The sequence below is a fragment of the Sphingobium sp. WCS2017Hpa-17 genome (assembly GCF_031843765.1).
Taxonomy (GTDB): domain Bacteria; phylum Pseudomonadota; class Alphaproteobacteria; order Sphingomonadales; family Sphingomonadaceae; genus Sphingobium.
In genome coordinates this window covers 238543-256790 of record NZ_JAVTIV010000002.1, presented here as the reverse complement: position 1 = coordinate 256790, position 18248 = coordinate 238543, and the positions used below count along the sequence as shown (strand labels likewise).

Annotated in this window: 12 protein-coding genes; 2 read left to right on the top strand and 10 right to left on the bottom strand. The window is 63.2% G+C overall.

The features are described from left to right. Window positions 1–8: 8 nt before the first annotated feature. From RQH62_RS05445 to RQH62_RS05410, 8 genes are all read right to left on the bottom strand, one after another. Window positions 9–1568 (bottom strand): serine hydrolase, encoded by a 1560-nt coding sequence (locus RQH62_RS05445; RefSeq protein ID WP_311267730.1) that lies wholly within the window; start codon window positions 1566–1568, stop codon window positions 9–11. Then, window positions 1565–2698: a hypothetical protein gene (locus RQH62_RS05440; RefSeq protein ID WP_311267729.1), complete on the bottom strand. Its 1134-nt coding sequence runs from the start codon at window positions 2696–2698 to the stop codon at window positions 1565–1567. Before RQH62_RS05440 ends, RQH62_RS05445 begins: the two co-directional genes overlap by 4 nt. Then, a complete protein-coding gene (locus RQH62_RS05435) occupies window positions 2695–3738 on the bottom strand; it encodes a DUF1611 domain-containing protein (RefSeq protein WP_311267728.1) in 1044 nt (347 codons plus the stop codon). The genes RQH62_RS05440 and RQH62_RS05435 overlap by 4 nt, the downstream gene beginning before the upstream one ends. A 58-nt stretch (window positions 3739–3796) precedes the next feature. Next, window positions 3797–5080 (bottom strand): peptide MFS transporter, encoded by a 1284-nt coding sequence (locus RQH62_RS05430; RefSeq protein WP_311267727.1) that lies wholly within the window; start codon window positions 5078–5080, stop codon window positions 3797–3799. 22 nt (window positions 5081–5102) lie between these two features. Further along, complete coding sequence (locus RQH62_RS05425; RefSeq protein ID WP_311267726.1) at window positions 5103–6116, bottom strand: dipeptide epimerase; 1014 nt, start codon at window positions 6114–6116, stop codon at window positions 5103–5105. Between the two features lie 124 nt (window positions 6117–6240). Continuing rightward, window positions 6241–8214, bottom strand: a complete 1974-nt coding sequence (locus RQH62_RS05420) for a serine hydrolase domain-containing protein (protein ID WP_311267725.1) — start codon at window positions 8212–8214, stop codon at window positions 6241–6243. A gap of 180 nt (window positions 8215–8394) precedes the next feature. Next, complete coding sequence (locus RQH62_RS05415) at window positions 8395–11094, bottom strand: TonB-dependent receptor domain-containing protein (protein ID WP_311267724.1); 2700 nt, start codon at window positions 11092–11094, stop codon at window positions 8395–8397. Between the two features lie 213 nt (window positions 11095–11307). After that, window positions 11308–12669, bottom strand: a complete 1362-nt coding sequence (locus RQH62_RS05410; RefSeq protein WP_311267723.1) for a serine hydrolase domain-containing protein — start codon at window positions 12667–12669, stop codon at window positions 11308–11310. A gap of 248 nt (window positions 12670–12917) precedes the next feature. Between RQH62_RS05410 and RQH62_RS05405 the strand changes: the two genes are divergently transcribed. Then, window positions 12918–14063, top strand: coding sequence for a membrane dipeptidase (locus RQH62_RS05405; protein ID WP_311267722.1), 1146 nt, complete (start codon window positions 12918–12920; stop codon window positions 14061–14063). Between the two features lie 38 nt (window positions 14064–14101). Here the strand turns inward: RQH62_RS05405 and RQH62_RS05400 are convergent, their stop codons facing one another. Continuing rightward, window positions 14102–14563, bottom strand: a complete 462-nt coding sequence (locus RQH62_RS05400) for an Lrp/AsnC family transcriptional regulator (protein ID WP_311267721.1) — start codon at window positions 14561–14563, stop codon at window positions 14102–14104. Window positions 14564–14688: 125 nt separating this feature from the next. On the opposite strand from RQH62_RS05400, the gene RQH62_RS05395 reads away from it, so the two are divergent. Continuing rightward, a complete protein-coding gene (locus tag RQH62_RS05395; RefSeq protein ID WP_311267720.1) occupies window positions 14689–15741 on the top strand; it encodes a Glu/Leu/Phe/Val dehydrogenase dimerization domain-containing protein in 1053 nt (350 codons plus the stop codon). Between the two features lie 7 nt (window positions 15742–15748). Here the strand turns inward: RQH62_RS05395 and RQH62_RS05390 are convergent, their stop codons facing one another. After that, a complete protein-coding gene (locus RQH62_RS05390; RefSeq protein ID WP_311267719.1) occupies window positions 15749–18205 on the bottom strand; it encodes a M20/M25/M40 family metallo-hydrolase in 2457 nt (818 codons plus the stop codon). Window positions 18206–18248 lie beyond the last annotated feature (43 nt).

Here is an 18248-nt window from a genome sequence, read left to right as displayed (position 1 = left end):
GCCGCGCCTTACGGCTTGACCGGCGTGAACAGCAGATCCTGATAGTCATAGCTGAAGTCGGCAATGGGCGAGGCCGGCTTCATCGTCACCCGCTCCACCTTGCCGTCCGCATCCAGGCCGAAGCTGACATAGGCCGGCTCGATCGTCTTGTCGTCGAAACGGGTCAGGAAGCTGTCATATTGGAAATGGGCCAGCCGCCCGCCCATGCGCGGCGTAGAGCGAAAGTCGATGGTCAGCCCCTGCCGGTCCTGTCCAACGACGATGTCGCCATACCAGGGATCGCGATAGGCGCCGGCATAACGGGCGAGCGGTAGCGAGGGCGCGGATTTGACCGGAACGGCGGCCTTCGCCTTAAAGGCGGCGAGGCCTTCGGCGATCTTCTTCGCCTTGAACGCGCGGAACGTCGCTGGCCAGTCCTGCGCCGGCAGGCCGAGATAATGGTCGAGCAGCTCATAGACGAGCCCCTGTACCAGTTCGCCATCCTCGCTGTTGATCTCGATCGCGAAGCCGACATCCTGTTCGGGCATCAGCACGACCATGGTCTGGAAACCAAACACCGCGCCGCCATGTTGCAGGATCTTCGCACCGCGATAGTCCTGCACTTGCCAGCCCAACGCATAGCTGAGGAATTTGGGCTGGGTCAGCGCCAGTTCGGGCGGCCTGGGCGCGATCGGCATCAGCGTAGCGGGGCGCCACATCTGCTCCGCCTGCGTCGTGCTGTAGAGCTGCCCACCGTCGGGCAGCTTACCCTTAGCCAGTTGCAGCGCCAGCCACTTGCCCATGTCGACCGGGCTGACCGCCAGCCCGCCCGCTGGCGCGGCGTTACGCGCCAGACCGTCCCGTTCGTCCAGCACTTCCTGATCGCCGGCCCCGCGTAGGCCGCCATTCATGCGGGCATGGGGCTGGGCGCGGTCAGGAGTGGCGAAACGATCGGGATCGTCGCTGACCGAATCCGTCATTCCCGCGACCTTGAAGATATGGTCCTTCACATAGGCTTCCCATGTCTGGCCCGTGACCGTCTCGATCAGGCGGCCCGCAACCATGTAGAGGATATTGTCATAAGCATAGCCGCTGCGGAAGCTGGTCGCAGGCTTGATATAGCGCAGGCGCCGCACCGCCTCCGCGCGCGACAGGTTGCTGCGCGGCACGAACAGCAGATCGCCGGCCCCCAGCCCCAGACCGGAGCGATGGACCAGCAGGTCGCGGATCGTCATTTCGCGCGTGACCCAGCTATCCCACATCTGGAAGCCGGGCAGATGGTCGATCACCTTGTCGTCCCAGCCGATCTTGCCCTGATCCACCAGGGTCGCGAGCGCCGCCGCCGTCACCGCCTTGCCGGTCGATCCGGTCGCGAACAGCGTGTGCGGCGTCACCGGGTCAGCAGAGCCCAGCCGCTTGACGCCGTAGCCCCTCGCCAGAACAGTCTGGCCCTGCTCCACAATGGCGACACCGACACCGGGCACGCCGGCTGCTTTGCGCAATGCTTCGACACGGACGTCGAAATCGGCAGGCGGTGCGGCATAGACCGACGTGGATGTGACGGCGAGAGCAATCAACAGGCGCTTCATGCAGCCTCCGCTTGGCGTGTGGACCGCCGCCTCACCAATCGGACAAGACCGATCGTCAGCAGCGGCAGGACATAGACAGTGAGGAAAATATAGGCGAGTGCGCGATAGCCGGTGGCGATCAGGGCGACCAGACCGACACGGTCGGCGACCAGCATGCAGCCGGTCAGGATGAACAGGGCGATGCCGAGGCGCGCCGGATTGCCCAGCACCGCACCGCGCCGAATATGCCATGCCTTGGCGATGCGTTCATTGACCGCGTGGACCGCACCGGTGCCGCTTTCCAGCAAGGCCGCGAAGATCATCAACTGGAAGAGGAGATGGAAGGCCGGGCTGCCCAACTGGCCGAGCAGGAAATCGGACGGCAGCACTTCCTGCGCAATGCCCGGATAGAAGGCGATCATGCAGACGAAGAAGGCGATGGCCGGCGCCATGGCGAGCGGTCCGGCAATCAGGCCCGCGACCAGCGCATCGCGATCCGACGTCATATGTCGCAGGACTGGCAGGATCACGACGGCGCCGATGATATTGTAGCCGGCATAAGTGAGGCCGCCCAGCGCCCAGCCATCCGTTGCAGCAGGCACCGCAAAACCCGCTCCGATCCGGTCGCCGAAGCCGACGAGCGCCAGGATCAGGAACAACGAATAAACGCCATAAAGCAGGAAGGACACCCATTTGAACAGTTGCTCTACCGACGCATTGCCGAAGGTGGCGAACAGGCCAATGCCCGCCATCAGCGCCAGCGTGCCCAGGATCGGCGGCGCGCCAAATGCCGCCTGCGCTATGGCGCCGGCCGCTGCACCGAACACGGCGAGGATCAGGATGATGAAGAGCAGATAGCCGATTTCGAAGATGAACCAGGCGCGGCCCAGCAACGCCTCGAAAAAGCTGCGATAGTCGCGCGCGCCGACCATCCGGGCGAAGAGGAAGGTGACGGCGGCGACGATGCTCCAGATCAGCATCGCCAGAATCATGCCGGCAAGGCCACCCCATGGCCCGCTCGGCAGGAAGAATTCCGCCAGTTCGCGCCCGGTGGCATAGCCGCCGCCGATGATGACCGCCTTCAGTGCGAAGCCGGGCAGCAGGAAGCGCTGGAACCAGCTTGCTCCCTTCTCTCCCCCCGCGCCGCTCATGCGAGGCAGGCGTCTAGCAGCCGGTCGAAGGCCGGACCGCGCCGGATCGGATCGGCGACGGGATAGCCGAGTTCGGCTGACAGGCGGTCGATCTCCGCAGCGGCGCCTGCGGCATCGAGCGACGCCGTATTGAGACTGATACCCGCGCAGCGGATTGCCGGATTGGTCAGACGTCCCATGGCGATGGTCTGTTCGATCACCTGCGCGATGGAAGGCAGGCTGTAGCCGCTGACGCCCAATATGTCCGTCCGGCCAACCTCATGGCAGACGACGAAGACGTCCGGCTGACTGCCGTGCAGCAGGCCCAGCGATACCGTGGCATAAGCGGGATGGAATAGAGATCCTTGCCCCTCGATCACGTCCCAATGTTCCTCTGATGCATCGGGACTGAGTATCTCGGCCGCGCCGGCAAGGAAATCGGATACCACCGAATCCATCGGCATGCCCGATCCCGCGATCATGATACCGGTCTGGCCACTGGCGCGGAAATCGGCATTCACGCCGCGTGCCTTGAGGCCATCGGCAATGGACAGGGCCGTATATTTCTTGCCCAGCGCGCAATCGGTGCCGACGGTCAACAACCGTTTACCGCTGCGCTTGCGTCCGGTGGCGATCGGGATGCCGGGCGGGGGCGTGCGTATGTCGATCAACCGCCCCCCTGTCTGCGCCGCCACATGAGCCAGCCGTGGGAAACTGGCCAGTTTGGCGTGCATGCCGCTGACCAGATCGAAGCCCTGTTCCAGCGCCTCGACCAGCGCGTCCATCCAGTGATCAGGAATGACGCCGCCGACATTGGCTACGCCGATGACAAGGGCACGGGCGCCTTTTTCCTTCGCCTGCGTCGGTGTCAGTTGCGGCAGGCCGGCGATCACCGTGCAGCCGGGCAGGCCATATTCGCCGATGCACAGGTCCGGCGCCCAGTCCGCCAACCCAAGCGCCGTCTTGGCGAAACCACGCTCGGTCGCGTCGCCCAAAAACAGGAGATAGGGGCGGGGCAGGATCAACGTTCCCAGATCAAACCCGCCAGACTGCATCGTCATATCTCATTTCCATTTTTGCTAATAAGGACATTATGATCCTGATTAGAGAATAATCAACCTATTTATCACTCCGGCTCTGGTCGATGCGACGAATGGCCGGATCGAGCAGCCGGAGCAGGAAAGCGGCGAGGCAGGCAAGTGCAGCGAGCAACGAGAAATAGCTGCCATGCGCCATATGGCTCCACAACGTACCAACCAGACCCGCGCTCAGGCTGCCAGCGAAGATGGTGAGGTACCAGGCTGCCACGGTGGTCGCGCCCAGCCGGGGTGGCGCGAGGCGGGCGAAGAGCCCAAGACCCGAAGGCAGGATGAACAATTCTCCCACGGTGAAGACAAGGAAGAAGAGGGCGAGCCAGAGCCAGGGCGCCTGCCTGTCCCCGGACTGCCAGGCGACGAGCGCGAGCAGGACATAGGCGAGAGCGACGAGCAGCGCGCCATGCGCCATCCGCCGCGCGGGCGCGGTGTCGCGCCCCGCCTCGGCCCGTCGCCGCCACAGCGCCAGCAAGGGCGGCGTGAGCAGCATGACCAGCAGTGGGTTCAATGACTGGAACCAAGTCATGGGAATGGTGAGGCTTCCAAAGGTGCGATCCACCCCGCTGCCGGCCCAGAGCGCGACCGTATTGCCGACCTGCTCATAGGCACCACGAAATATGGTGACGCACAGCCCCACCGCCGCCAGCACCAGCCAGAGTTGGCGGTTATGCGCCGCTGGCGCTGGCGCTGCTGTATCGACCATAGATGGTGACATCCGCTCGACCGGCAAATGCTTCTGCCCCAAAAGATAGATGGCAAGGCCAGCGAACATGCCGATCCCGGCAGCGCCGAAACCATAATGCCAGCCATAGACTTCGCCCAACGTCCCGCAGATCAGCGGCGCCAGGAAGCCGCCGATATTGATGCCGACATAATAGACATTATAGGCCCAGCCGCGCCGGGGATCGCCCGGCGCGTACAGGTCGTTGATCTGGCTCGGCAGGCTGGGCAGGAACAGGCCGTTGCCCAGCGCAATCGTACCGAGCGCAAGATAGAAGAGCGGCTCGAACGCCATCATAAAATGGCCCGCCGCCATGATCGAGGCGCCGATCGCAACGGCGCGGCGCTTGCCCAGCCAGCGATCCGCGACCACCCCGCCGACGATCGGCGTGAAATAGGCGCAGGCGGTGTAGGCGCCATAGACGAAGGAGGCCTGTCCCTGCCCCAGCATCAGTTGCCGGGTCATGTAGTAGACGAGCAGCGCCCGCATGCCGAAATAGGAAAATTGCTCCCACATGTTGGTGAGGAACAAGATGGTCAGTCCCGGCGGCTGGCCGAACCAACTGCGCGCATCATGCACAGGCTTCACTGACTAAGAACTCCGGCGACGCTCATGTCGCATCCGGGCTTTGCCGGCCCCACATGCGCTCGTCGCACCAGGCCATGCCGTCTTCGTAGCGGATGGCGGGATCACGATCCCCGCTCAGGAAAATCGGGCCGTCCAGGTCGCAAATATCGCATAGCTGCCCCAGCAGGAAACTGGGTGCCATGCTGAGCGTGGAGCCGCCCATATTGCCCACCATGACACCCAGGCCGGCCGCTTTCGCCGCCGCGGCGATCATCAACCCCTCGGTCAGGCCGCCGCATTTGTCGAGTTTGATATTGACCACGTCGAACCGGCCGACCAGCCCCGGCACGTCATCCAGCGTCAGCGCGCTTTCGTCCGCCGCCAGCGGGATGGGCGACCGATAGCCGTCCAGATCGGCCTCCCGCCCGCGCGCGAGAGGCTGCTCGATCAGGGAGACGTTGGCGGTGACCATTGCGGCCACCAAACTGTCCAACTCGTTGATCGCGAAACCCTGATTGGCATCGACGCCCAGCCACACATCCGGCCGCCCGGCGCGGATCGCGGCCACGCGGGCGATGTCGAGGTCGAGGTCACCGGTCAGCTTGATCTTGATCGCACGGACCGAGCCGAAGGCGACCGCAGCCTCCGCCATCTTCGCCGGATCGTCGGCACCCAGCGTGAAGGTGGTGACGACCGGTTTTGGTGCCTCCAGCCCGGCCAGCGCCCAAACCGGCGTGCCGCTGCGCTTCGCCTCCAGTTCCCACAAGGCGGCATCGACCGCATTGCGCGCGCCGCCGGCCGGCAGGATCGCGCGCAGCTCTTCGCGGGTCGGCCCAGCCTCTATCGCAGCGCGGACCCGTTCCAGTTCGGCCAGCATATGGGGCTGGCGGTCGTCCAGATAATAGACGCCGTCGCCTTCACCACGCCCGCTATGCGTGCCATCCGACAGAGTCGCGACCACACAGTCCAGCCCCTCGAACACATAACCTGAAATACGGAACGGCGCCTTGAAGTCGAGCCGCTGGGCTTGCACGTCGAGAGTCAGAGCGGTGGTCACGATGAAAACTCCTGAAGCGATCGGGCGCAAGTCGCCCGGCGCCCGCGCATCGAGAGCGGGCGGACGAGAGATCTGAAGAAAAAGGGCAGCCGGGCGACGCCGTCGCGCCCGGCTGCACCCGCTGTTACCAGTTGGCGCCGAAGCTGATGAGGTGGAAGGCGAGTGCCACCCACAGCATCACGATGGCGGCAACCAGCAACAGGATGCTCCACAGCTTGCCGAACCAGCCGCGCTTAGTCTGAAAAGCCAGATAAGCGTTCCAGCCGGCCACGCCGACAAAGCCGAAGAAGAGCAGCAGGCCCGCAATCTGGTTGAACCAGATCAATCCGGCAGACGTCACGAACTCGCTGGATTTGGTCACGACCAGAAGCCAGCTGCCGAGCAACGCCAGCACGCCCCATGCACATGCTGGGACCAGCCGATGCAGGGTCAGGGCATGCCCCGTCCGTTCCAGCTTCGCGCCGTAGCGCTTGCGATTGATGGCGCCTGCGGGCCAGGCCAAAGCGGTCAGTGCCAGAATAGCCAGCGCCGCGATCGCCAGCGGCTTCAACCAGGCGGTATCCTTGTACCAGGGCACCGGATCCCAGACCATGATCGGCGCGACCGGGCCGTAGAAGACGCGCGTGACCTTGCCATTTTCGACCCGTGCCGCAAACTGGTCGCCATCTTCGGTCGACTGCCATATGTAGGGCGAAACCTCCATCCATTGGCGCGGCGCGCCGCCGATGGTCTTGAAGGCAGGGACCGACAGCTTGCCATCCTTGTCCGTGCCAACCTCCATCTGGCCGAGGAAGCCCATCATCGCGGCCCAGTTTTCAACCGGTGCACGGCTGCTGGCATAGGTGCCGGCCACCTGCGCCGCATGGGCCTTGGCGGTCGGGAGTTCCTTGGGCGTGGTCTTTGGCGCCGGGAAATAACGATCGGCGAACTGCTTGAAGAAGGTGTTGCGGATCGGGCTGACCGCCCCTTCCTTCCCCATGCTGTTGAGCGAAATATAGATGCCGACATTCTTGCTCGGGAAGAGCGTCAGATCGGAATGGAACCAGCGTGTGTCACCGCCATGGGCGATGGCGCTGATGCCGTTGATCTTCTCCTCATAGAAGCCGAGCATCATATGGTTGAGGCCGGGCAACGGTTCATTGGCCGGCGAGTGCATCAGCTTCGCCGTTTCGGGCTTCAGTAGCAGACCGCCATTGTCGAGGTGCGCGATCATAAACTTCGCCATGTCGCCGCCGCTGATCGCAGAACTGCCAGCGGGCGCGACCGAGACGATCTCGAACGGCTTGGCATCGCCCGATCCCAGTTGATAGCCCTTAGCCATGTGCGGCTGGAGCGCAGCCGGCAGCGGCTGGCGGAAGCTGGCATATTGCATGCCGAGGCGCTGGAAGATGTTGCGTTCGATATAATCGTCGAACGGCATGCCGCTGACCCGCTGCACGATATAGCCGGCCAGCGCGGTCGCATAGTTGGAATAGGCCGGCGTCGACCCCGGCGCATAGACGCGATGCGGCGTCCAGCGCTTTAAGGCGGCTTCCAGCGTCGGGATATTGTCGCTTTTGCCGATCAGGTCACGCCCCGCTTCCTCGAAGCCGGCGGTGTGCGTCATGATGTTACGCAGCGTGATTGGCTTGCCGTCATAGGGCGGGATCTTGAAGTCCAGATATTGGTTGACGTCCGTGTCCAGGTTCAGCTTGCCGGCCTCCACCTGCTGCATCACGGCGGTCCAGGTGTAGAGTTTCGACACCGAGCCGGGGCGGAAGAGCGTAGTGGTGGGATCGACCGGCTTGCGCGCGGCGACGTCGGCATAGCCAAAGCCGCGCTGGGTCAGCACCTGTCCATCCTTGACGATGACGACGACTGCACCCGCAACGTCACCCCGCGCCAGTGCATAGGGCAGGAAACCGTCGAGCCAGGCATCCGCATCCTGCTTGGTCAGCGCATGCTGCCCATCGACCGAGGATGGCACTGGCAGCAGCGCGCCGGGTTTGGCCGCCGGTTGCGGCAGCAAGGACGGCGCATCGGCGGGTGCCTGCTGCGCCACGGTAACGCCGCCGGCCAGCGCCAATGCGCCGGCGGCCAGATATTTCATCCATCGCATGATGCTGCCCCTTCCCTGTTCATCCTGTTTGCAGATCGTTCCGTCATTGTCGCGCCCCACGCTGGGTATCCGCTGCTCGAAAAGATGGATGTGCCAGACACATCGTCATATCCTTTCATCCCTTGAAGTCGGGCGGCGGCAGGCAAGGGGCATGCCGCCGCCCAGGTCGCCGTACAGCGATCAGAAGTTCAGTTTCACCCCGCCGGAGAAATAGCGGCCGATCACGTCGTAATTGGCGTTGGTATATTGCGACATCGGCGGATCACGATCGAACAGGTTGTTGACATTGCCGTAGAGAGTGAACGCTCCCACCTTGAAGCGGACGGCAAGATCGACATAGGTGCGACCACTGATGTCGTTGTTCAGCGGCAACTGGCCGTTGGGGCCAGGCACATAGGTATATTGACCACCGCTGACATGACGCACGCGTAAGTCCGTGCCGAAATGCGCGTCATCATAGCCGACCGACGTCGTGACACGCCATTTGGGCGTAGAGAAGAGCGTGTCGCCGCCAACGATGCCCGCGCGATCGGTCGTGGTGACGCCATCGTCGATTAGCAACTCCATGACGTGGGTCGCCAGCGAGCGCACGGTCACTCGCCCGGCTCCCACCGGTACCTGATAGGCCGCTTCGATATCCAGCCCCTTGGTCTTGTACTGGGCCAGGTTGCGATAGGTGCGCAGCACGGACACAAGGCCGCCATTGGCATCGCGCTCCAACAGGCCGCCGCACAGATTGTCGTTTGGATTTTGCGCTGCGCAGAGGTTCAGAACGTCCTGCGGTGCCAGCGTGACAATGACGCCGTCGATCTTGATCTTGTAGAAATCGACCGACAGGCGAAGCCCCGGCACGAAGTGGGGCGAATAGGAACCGCCCAACGTCAATGTATGGGAGATTTCAGGATCGAGGTCCGGATTGCCGCCGGTATAGCTGAACACGTTCAGTGCGACCGAATTGTCGCGGAACGGATCCTGCATGTTGCCGATATTGGTGGCGCGACCCAGATAATATTCGTTGATGCTGGGCGAACGGATGTCGCGCGAATAGACGGCACGCAGCAGCAGGTCGTTGACCAGCCGCAACGTGCCACCGGCTTTCCAGGACCAGATGCCGCCGCTGGTGCTGTAATCGGAATAGCGGGCGGCGCCGTTCACTTCCAGCTTGGCCGTGTCCGCGACATCGAGCAGCGGCACCGCGACTTCCGCGAAGAATTCCTTCACATTGAAGCCGCCATTGGTCGGGGCATAGTTGAGCGTAGCAAAGGCGCGGGTCGCCGAGAGCCCATCAATCGAGTTGGTGACGAACTCTTCCCAGCGGAAGTCGCCGCCCACTGCTATATCGACCGGGCCGGCCCAGGTTGAGAAAGGCTGACCACTGACGCTGAAGCCTGCCGCGTCCAGCTTGGTTGTGCTGGTCGAGGAGGCGTCACCAAAGGCATAGGCACGCCCAGCGTCGCTGATCTTGCCATTGCCGAGAATGTCGATCGGCACGCAGGCGGCGTCGTCATTCGTCGTGCTGGCGTCCGCATTGACGCGGCAGACCGGGCTGCCATTGACCAGCACCGCGTCGATCGCCTTGTTGAAGCGGGCAGCGATACGCTGATTGCCCAGCGTTTGCCGGTTCCGCAACTCACCATGGTCATAATAGGCCTTATAGCTCCAGCCATCGCCGAAGCTGCCATCCAACCCGATCGCTCCTTCCAGATTGCGGCGGGCATAGTTGAACCGCAACATGCCGTCCGGCCCGACATCGTCCAATATGCGTCCGAGAATGAAGGGACCGGTGACGCCAGCCGCCGCCAGTTGCGATTTGGCGGTCGCGGTCAGGAAGGCATTGTCCTGCTGAATCACCGAAATCGGCGTTTCCGGGAAGAAGCTGAAGTCGCCGGCCATGCGGTTGTAGCTGCCCTCGGCCCAGATCTTCAGATTGTCGGTCAGGTCGTAGCTGACGCGAGCGAAGAGATTGGTCCGTTCATAGGGCGTGCTGACCGACAAATAGTCGTAGATGCTCTGGCCGCCACCGCCGATCGTCTGCTGGCCATAGGTTTCGCTACCGAGCGGCAACGGGCCAACCGACCCATCGGGATTGAAAACCAGATTATAGGGGACGGCAGAGGTACTGAGGATCGAGCCGCCACGATTGAGGATGGTGTAGTTCACATCCGGTGTCAGGACGAGTTGGCCATCGGCGCGCTGGAACAGTCCGGCATTGAGGTTCGGCCGGGAATCACGATCGAAGGCGCCCCGGCTCTTGAGATATTCGCCGCCAACCATGATGTGGCCGCGATCACCCGCGAATTTCGTGCCCCAGGCGATGTCGCCGCCGAAGCGATGGCCATCGCCGCGCGACGATATGCCGGTGTTGGCGCCCATTTTCCAGCCGGTCAGTTCGTCATCCAGAATGACGTTGACCACGCCGGCAACTGCGCCCGACCCCCAGGCGGCCGACGCACCGCCAGTCACCACGTCTACCCGCTTGATCAGATTTTGCGGCACGCTGTTCAGGTCAGCGCTGCCGGTGAAGCGATGGCCATTAAGCAGGGTTAGCGTGCGCACGGCGGTCAGGCCGCGCAAGTCGGCCGGCGATGCGGCAGCGGTAGTGTTGCCGGTGGTGGTTTCCGGCGTGGCGGTGGGCCGGAATTGCGGAATGTCGTTCAGCGCCTGGGCGAGGCTCGGCCGGTCGCCCTGCTGCAATTGCTCTACCCCCAATACGGTGGTGGGCGTCGGCGCATCGAAGCCCTGCCGCTGAATGCGCGATCCGGTGACGATGATTTCGGATTCCGCGGCCTGTTCCGCCGGCTGCTGCGCCATGGCGGGCGACATGCCTGCGATCCCCGCCAACGCGGTGCCCGCAAGCCACAACAAATGGTTGGACTTCATGCTCATACCCCTTTGCACCCATCGAAGGGCGCAGCACACCAAGGCCGTCCGCTTATAATTCGCTTAGTTTCCGCCTGACGTGACCGCTTACTTCGATTCAACTGAGGAGGATAAGAACATTAATATAAGGACAGTTCAATCCTAAATGAGATAAAATTGTCATATCAGAAAAATAATGCCGCCGATCGGGCTCGATCGGCGGCATTTAACTGGTCATTTTTCCGCTGCGGGCACCAGATGATAGGTGACATGTGGCTGGGAGCCGAAGGAGAGGCGCGGATCGTCCGACGCGCCATAAAAGAGCAGCCGGTCATAGGGGCCGCCACTTCTCGCGCCGGTCACCTGTTCGTACAGTGCCGGGCCGATCTGTTCCCAATAGCTTTTGCGCCCCTGCCCCTCGACCAGCAGGCCATGTTCGCCCTGAAGCGAAAGTTTGAGGTCGCCCGCCGGATCTGCGGGCTTGGCATAATCGCGGCGGTTGACACGGTAGGCACCGACCGGCAGCCTGGCCCTTGCCTGCGTCCAGCGCGTCGCCGGCGCCTGCGGGAAAAGGCGGCCGATGATCGCATCACTGAGTTCCGTGCGAGCGCCATAGCTGCCCTGCCCACCCGTCATCGACACGAAGAAGCCGAAATCGGCTTCTGGAGCCAACAGCAGATAGCTGTGGAAATCCATGGTGTTGCCACCATGTCCGACCAGCCGCGGCCCCGCTTCGCGCGCAACCATGAAGCCATGGGCCATGCCCGGCAGACCCGGCGCATTGGCGATCGAATCGCTTTCGAGGAAGCGCACCGACTCCGGCTTAAGGATACGCGCCCCACCCAGTGCGCCATTGCCAAGCATAGCCAGCATGAAGCGCGCTATATCAGGCGCCGTGGCCGCCGCCGAACCCGCCGGCATGATCTTGTCATAGCGTTCATAGGGCTTCGCCTGGAAGCGACCGTCGACCAGCGCATAGCCCAGCGCCATATGCGCCGCCCTGCCTCCCGTCAGCGGTTCGCGAAAGGTCGTATTGGCCATGCCAAGCGGCTGGAAAATATGGCGCTCGACATAATCCGGGAACGCTTCGCCCGACACACATTCCACGATGTAACCGGCCAGCGACGCACCGTAGTTGGAATAGGAAATTTCGCCACCCGGCGCCCAGAGACGCTGGGGAATATGGGTCTTGAGGAAAGATTGATAGGCCTCCTCCTTTTCCCACTCGCCTTCGGCATAGGACAGGTCACTCATGCCCACGGCATGAGCGAAAAGATCGCGCACCCGGATCGGCTGGCCCTGAAATGGCGGAATTTCATAATCGAGATAGCGATTTACGTCAGCATCCAGATTCACCTTGCCGGCTTCGACCTGCTGCATCAGCGCAGCCCAAGTGAAGAGTTTGGACACCGACCCCGGCCGGAACAGCGTCTGCCGCCCATCGACGACAAGTCCTTTGTCCACATCGGCAAAGCCATAACCGCGCGTCATGATCACCTTGCCGCGATGGACGACGGTGATAATCGCGCCCGCCACTTCGCGCTGCGCGATCTGCTGCGCCACTATACCGTCGATAAAATCCGGGAGTCCGGCCAATTTTATACGGTCTATGGATGCAGGGTTTGCCGCTGCAACGGGTTTTGCGAGCGCTGTTGGGCCAACCGGGGCCAGCAGAAGCGCGGCAGCCGCGCCGCCAAAGGTCCACCTCCATCGACACCAACGGTCTTGATCGAGATACAGCATGCCGAACCCCCTATATATTCTCGTTTTAGATATTATTTCTCTATACAGGATCAATCAATGTCGGCAAACTCTTTTCAATCCGGACAATGAGGGAGTGAGACATGGACAACAAAAAGGGTGTTTCGCGGCGGCAGATGCTGGCAGGCGCCGTCACGGCAACGGCGCTCGCTTTTCCGATGATCAATGGCGGCCTGTATCAGGCGCATGCCGCGTCCCCGCGCCGCTACTCCAAGCGCGTGACCGATCTGGTGCGGGAATCGCTCATCATCGACATGCTGGGGCCACTGACGCTGGACTTCCGCCCCGAAGTCTATGCCGAACCGGTGAGCGAGAAATGGGCGGCCGATTTCCGCGCGAGCGGCATCACCGCCTTCCATAACAGCATCGGCATCGGCGGGCCGGATGCGAAACAGCAGACCCTGCAATGGCTGCTCGCCTGGACCGGCTTCGTCGCGCGCAACCCGCATTTGTTCCAGGGCGTGGGGCTGGGCGCCGATCTCGACCGCGCTAAGGCGGACGGCCGAATGGCAGTCATCATGGGACTGCAAAATAGCGACCATTTCGATACGGTCGAGGATGTAAAGACTTTCTATCAATTGGGCCAGCGCGTGTCGCAGCTGACCTATAACAGCCAGAATCGGATCGGGTCGGGCTGTACTGATCGGATCGATGGCGGCCTGTCCGACTATGGCGTCGCGATCGTGGCTGAGATGAACAAGATCGGCATGCTGGTCGACGTGTCCCATTGCGGCGACAAAACGACGCTGGATGCGATCGCCATGGCCAGCGGGCCGATCGCCATCACGCACAGCAATTGCCGCGCACTCAACAACCATCCCCGCACCAAGACGGATGAGGCGATCAAGGCGCTGGGCGCCAGGGGTGGCGTGATGGGCATTACCGGCGTGCGCAATTTCCTGACAGCGCAGGAGCCGACGACAATCATCAATCTGGTGGATCAGGTCGACCATGTCGCCAAGCTGATCGGCATCGACAAGGTCGGCATCGGGTCGGACGCCGATCTGTACGGCTATGACGACATGGAGCCGACCGCCTATGCCAAGCTGAAGGCCGGCTATAAGGGCAGCTATGCCTTCCGCGACAAGATCGACACGGACGGGTTCGACGATCCGCTGAAAATCTATAATTTGGTCGAGGAAATGGCGCGTCGCGATTATTCGGACGCCAATATTCGCGCGGTGCTGGGCGGCAATTTCCGTCGGCTGCTGGGCGCGACCTGGAAATGACACTATGGGGCGGCGGGCCAAGACCCGCCGCCACCGTTTCAGATCGGCAGTTCGTTGGTCGCCTTGATTTCAGACAGCGCGACGGTGGAATTGATTTCCTGCACGCCCGATAATTTGCTCAGCCGCTCGAAGAAGAAGCGCTCATAAGCCTCGATATCCTTGGCGACGATGCGCAGCATGAAATCCATCGTGCCCATCAGCACATAAGCCTCCAGCACTTCAGGAAAGCCCTGAATGGCGGCGCTGAATTCGTCCAGATTGGCGCGGCCATGGGCGTTGAGCTTCACCTGAGCGAAGACCTGAGCATTCAGGCCGACCTTGCGCCGGTCGAGCACCGCGACCCGCTTGCGGATCAGCCCCTCCCGCTCCAGCCGGTCGATGCGGCGCCAGCAAGGCGACGGCGTCAGCCCTACTTTCTCCGCAATTTCCGCCGTGGTCTGGCTGGCATCGCGTTGCAGCTCGCGGAGAATCTTCCGCTCGAAACTGTCGAGTTCGATCATATTTTCCTACTTATCCCACATCAGCGGATAAATCATTCGCATTTTATCGAGTATGACCAAAAGATCAGGCAAGATTCTTCTCTACCGGACGTCGATAAGGACGGGACATTCCCAAGGAGAAGATCATGGTTGCCCGTCTCGCCCGCCTGAACCCGCCGATGCAATCGGTGCGCCTGCTCGATCCCGAAAGCGGCCTGGACGGCGTGATCGCAATTCATTCCACCGCGTTGGGGCCGGGGGCCGGTGGATGCCGCTTCTGGCATTATCCCGATCTTGAGGCCGCGTTCGACGATGCCTGCCGTCTGGCCGAGGGCATGAGCTATAAAAATGCGCTGGCCGGGCTGCCCTTTGGTGGAGCCAAGGCAGTGCTGCGCCGGCCCGAAGGCCATTTCGACCGCGCCGCCCTCTTCCGTGCCTTTGGCCGTGCGGTCGAGGAACTGGAAGGGCTATATGTTACGGCGGAGGATGTCGGCACCATGGTTGCCGACATGCGCGAAGTGTCCATGGTGACACGCCATGTCGCCGGGTTGGACCCAGCAGGCGATCAGGCTGGCGGCGATCCGTCGCCCTGGACCGCGCTGGGCGTGTTTGAATCCATGCGGACCGCCGCCCGGCTGACATTGGGCGCGGAGTTGTCCGACCTGACCGTCGCGGTGCAGGGCACCGGCAATGTCGGGGCGAGCCTATGCCGGCAACTGGCCGATGCCGGGGCGCGGCTGGTGATTGCCGATATCGACCCGCGCCGCCGCAACGCGCTGGGCGCGGTGCTGAACGCCACGGTTGTGGATGTGGAAGACATCATGGCGGTGGAGGCGGATATATTCGCCCCCTGTGCGCTGGGTGGTGCGCTGACGGCGCAGAGCGTGGCGGGCATGAAGGCCCGGCTGGTCTGTGGCGCGGCGAACAACCAGTTGGCCACGCCTGACGTCCCCGACCTGATGCTGGAGCGCGGCATCGCCTATGCGCCGGACTATGTCGTCAATGCCGGCGGCATCATCAGCGTATCGGCCGAATATCTGGGCGAGGACCGGGCCAGCGTGGCGGCGCGCGTCGACCAAATCGGTCCGCGCGTGGGCGAGATACTGGACCTTGCCCGGCGTGAGGGGCGATCGGCGGCCTGGGTGGCGGACGAGATGGCCGAACGAACCATCGCCGCAGCCAACCGGCAGGCCGCCTGAGCCGCGCTCACCAAGCCAGCGTCGTGCTGGCCATGACCAGACTGGTGCCCGAGCGACGATAGGCGATGCTGTGGGGCGGCAAGGGGATGACCTTGCTGCCCTTCGGCCAGTGATCGACCAGTTCGATCATCTGCACGTCCACCTTGCCCTTCCAGGTAGCATCCATCGTCAGGCGAACCGGATCGGCGCCGCTGGCGTGGAACGTGACGGGCGTCCAGTCGCCGGCCTTGAGCGTGCCCGGTGCGCTCTGGCCCATGATGCGGACATTGCGCAGGTCCAGCGAAGGCTTGAGATAGAGGCGCATGAAACGGCCGCCATTGCGGTTGGCCGCGTCGAGGCTCAGGCGATGGGCTTTGCCCACGCCACTGGCGGTCAGGGCCAGCTGCGGGCGAATGAAGGCGGCGCGCCTGGCCGGAGCGATCCAATGATCCTCCTTCGAGATGGGGGCGATCGAACCCAGCTTCGGGTCGCCGCCATCCTGCGTCAGGGCGCGGCGGACCCAGCCAGCGCGGTCCAGCTTGGCGCTGACCCAATTGGCGCGGCCCTTGTCGAGATCGGCGATGTAGAAGGCCTCCACCATGTCCGGATTGTCGGCGGTCGGCGTGCGCGCGAGAATGGCGGCTGCGACGAACAGGGCAAGGCCGGCGGCTGTGGCGAACGTCGCGACGCGCGGGAGGGCGCGGATGGGCCAGAACAAGGGCGCCAGCGCCAGCAGGGTCAGTAGCAGGAAGGGCGTGACCACGGCCGGCAACGAGGTGCCGATCATCAGGAAGAAATCATAGCCCGACCGTGCCGTCAGCCCGGCGATCAGCAGGGCAGGGAGGGTGATGACGGCCAGACCCAGCGGGCGCGCGGCCCGATCCGGCGCAAAGAGCAGCAGCGCCAGCGGCGCGCCAAGCAGGAACAACGGCCAGACCAGCATATGCGCGCCATTGGGCAAGGTCACCTGCATGGCGAGTGCGAGCAGCGCAAGCAGGGTCAGGGCGCCTGCGAACCAACCGGCGAGCGAGCGAGGCCGACGCATGCTTGTCCAGACCAGCAGTGCTGCTACGATACCGAGAACGAGCGGGAGTACGCTGAACATGCCAAGCAGGGCGCCCGCCAGACCCGACGCCACCAGCAGCAGCGCCGCACCCCTTGGCCGCCCACGGACGGCAATGCCCAGCAACAGCCCACCGGCGCCGAGGCCGAGCAAAAGCGTGGCGGGGAGCAGCCAGTCGAACTGGCCGATGAGCGCATAGGGTGAAGAAACATCGCTTACCAGAAAGGCCGCAAGCCGGATGGCCAGCATCAGCAGGGTCGCGATGCCAAGCAGGGTTGCGAGCAATCCACCCGTTCCGGCCAAAGCGTCACGCCAGTCGATGCGTCGGCGGACGAGGGCCACCCCGGTCATGCCGACCGTTCCGCCGATCGCGACAAGAGCCAGCAGCCAGCCCAGCCAGAGCGGATAGGCGATGAAGAACTGGCCGAACAAGTCGGTGAAGATGCGGTCGCCACCGGTCTGGTCCAGCGTGTCAGCGTCCGCGAAGCTGCGCACCAGCGGCAGCAACTGATCGCCCATATGCTGGAGGCTGCCGACATTGAGCCGGTCGGGAGTCGACAGCGCGGTGTGATAGGCGACCTGATGCCCGACAAAGGCGAAGTTCATGCCGGCCAGCCCTTTGTCCAGCGCTACCGTGAGGTCGGTGTCGTTGGGCATGCGCTTGTAGACGGTGGCCATCAGCGAGTCGGCGGCCGGCGACGCGATGGTGCGGCGATAGGTGTCGATCAGCTGGTGGTTGCCGGCGCTGGTCTGGAACATCAGCGCCTTGCCGTTGTCGCCGCGCGCTTCCAGGTTCAGGACCAGACCGATGCGGTGGCGCAGGGGGTCGGCGGCGAAGAAAGCGGAGGCGCCGATCAGACCGGCTTCCTCTCCATCGGTGAACAGGAAGATGACGGAGCGGCGCAGTGGCCCGGCGGCCTTGAGCGCGCGGGCAACCTCCAGCGCGACGGCGACGCCGGATGTGTCGTCCCCAGCACCGGGCGACAGGGCAGCGGTGTCATAATGGGCCATGACCAATATGGCAGGAAGCGCCGGATCGGTGCCCCGGTAGGTACCGACGATATTGCGCATGCGGCCGGCCGGGGCGATTTCCTTGGTGTAGGGGCGGGCGGAAACGGCATCATGGGTGCGCATTTGCGGTGCGAGGCCGAGAGCGGTCATCCGCGCCATCAGATAGCGGCGCGTTTCCCCGATTTCCGGCGATCCGGTCGGGTGCGGCCGGGTGGCGATGGCACGGACATCCTTCATCGCCCGTTCGGCGGAAAACAGGGTTGCGGGCGCCGTGTCCGGGACCGGCTTCGGCAGGCGATTGGCCAATAATCCCAGGGCGATACCGGCCCCGATGACCAAGAGGACCAGGCACCAACGCGACAACGAGTTGGACAGGTAAATCATGTTTTCGCTGAACTGATTTTTCTTCATGGATATTTTTTGTCTTATTTAAAGAAAAAGATCAAATATAGAA